The sequence below is a fragment of the Vibrio sp. 1457 genome, assembly GCF_033340195.1.
Lineage (GTDB): Bacteria > Pseudomonadota > Gammaproteobacteria > Enterobacterales > Vibrionaceae > Vibrio > Vibrio alginolyticus.
Map to the genome: position 1 here is coordinate 1 of NZ_JAWOWA010000099.1, position 1,223 is coordinate 1,223.

A 1,223-nucleotide genomic window follows, 5' to 3' on the forward strand; every position below is an offset into this window, starting at 1 on the left:
CTCGCGGGTAAATGGGTGGGTATTTTCCAGCGCCACCTCGCCCCGATTAGCCTGGCGAATATGAGCCACCACCGAACAGGATTTTATCGGGTAGTCCTGGACAAGTTTGGCGATGGGGGAATTAAAGCTGGGTTGTGGATCTTTAAATGTGCGACAGCCTTTACCTTCGTAAAAGGTAATGCCCCAGCCATCTTTATGTGGCCCGGTTCCACCACCATGCTGTACAAGTCCGGTGAAACTAAAGCAGATATCGGTAGGGACGTTGGCGCTCATCCCGAGCAATTCGCACATGGGTAACCTCCACAACAGCGGGAGCGCATGGCCCCCGGCGAAGATTGATTTAAGAATTTTCAGGTCGGATGCGGCGTGAACGCATTATTCGGCCTACGGTTCGCGTACAGATTTGTAGGCATGATAAGACGCGTCAGCGTCGCATCAGGCATTGATTGCCGGATGCGGCGTATAAAGCCTTATCCAGCCTACATTCGGCGAGGGTTACCTGGGCGTTAACCCGCTCCCATAAGGGCGCGGGAATTAAAACAATCCCTACATTACCTCTGGAGAATCTGTGATGAATGGCACTATTTATCAGCGGATAGAAGACAATGCGCATTTCAGGGAGTTAGTCGAAAAACGGCAACGGTTTGCCACCATCCTGTCGATTATTATGCTGGCAGTTTATATCGGCTTTATTTTACTGATCGCCTTCGCGCCCGGCTGGCTGGGCACGCCGCTGAATCCGAACACCAGCGTCACACGCGGTATTCCAATTGGTGTTGGAGTGATTGTGATCTCCTTTGTTCTCACCGGTATCTACATCTGGCGGGCGAACGGCGAATTCGACCGTCTTAATAATGAAGTCCTGCATGAGGTACAAGCATCATGAAAAGAGTTCTGACGGCGCTTGCCGCCACACTCCCTTTCGCAGCTAACGCCGCGGATGCTATTAGCGGGGCCGTAGAGCGCCAGCCAACGAACTGGCAGGCGATTATTATGTTCCTGATTTTCGTCGTGTTTACGCTCGGCATTACCTACTGGGCATCAAAACGCGTACGTTCTCGTAGCGACTACTACACCGCAGGCGGCAATATCACTGGCTTCCAGAACGGGCTGGCGATTGCCGGGGACTATATGTCCGCCGCCTCATTCTTGGGGATCTCCGCGCTGGTGTTTACCTCCGGCTATGACGGCTTAATTTACTCGCTGGGCTTCCTGGTGGGCTG

At 53.1% G+C, this 1,223-nt stretch carries 3 protein-coding genes; 2 read left to right on the forward strand and 1 reads right to left on the reverse strand.

Going from position 1 to position 1,223, the window contains the following annotated elements; genetic code table 11:
- The coding region (locus tag R7Z41_RS24000) for a class II glutamine amidotransferase (RefSeq protein ID WP_318141640.1) at positions 1-291 on the reverse strand (291 nt) is incomplete at its 3' end.
- 280 nt (positions 292-571) lie between these two features.
- Between R7Z41_RS24000 and R7Z41_RS24005 the strand changes: the two genes are divergently transcribed.
- Both R7Z41_RS24005 and R7Z41_RS24010 read left to right on the forward strand, forming a co-directional pair.
- Positions 572-886 carry a DUF485 domain-containing protein gene (locus R7Z41_RS24005; RefSeq protein ID WP_001014565.1) on the forward strand — a complete coding sequence of 105 codons (315 nt, stop codon included), beginning with the start codon at positions 572-574 and terminating at the stop codon, positions 884-886.
- On the forward strand, positions 883-1,223 hold a 341-nt coding region (locus R7Z41_RS24010; protein WP_411913146.1), incomplete at its 3' end, for a sodium:solute symporter family transporter. The genes R7Z41_RS24005 and R7Z41_RS24010, both read left to right, overlap by 4 nt.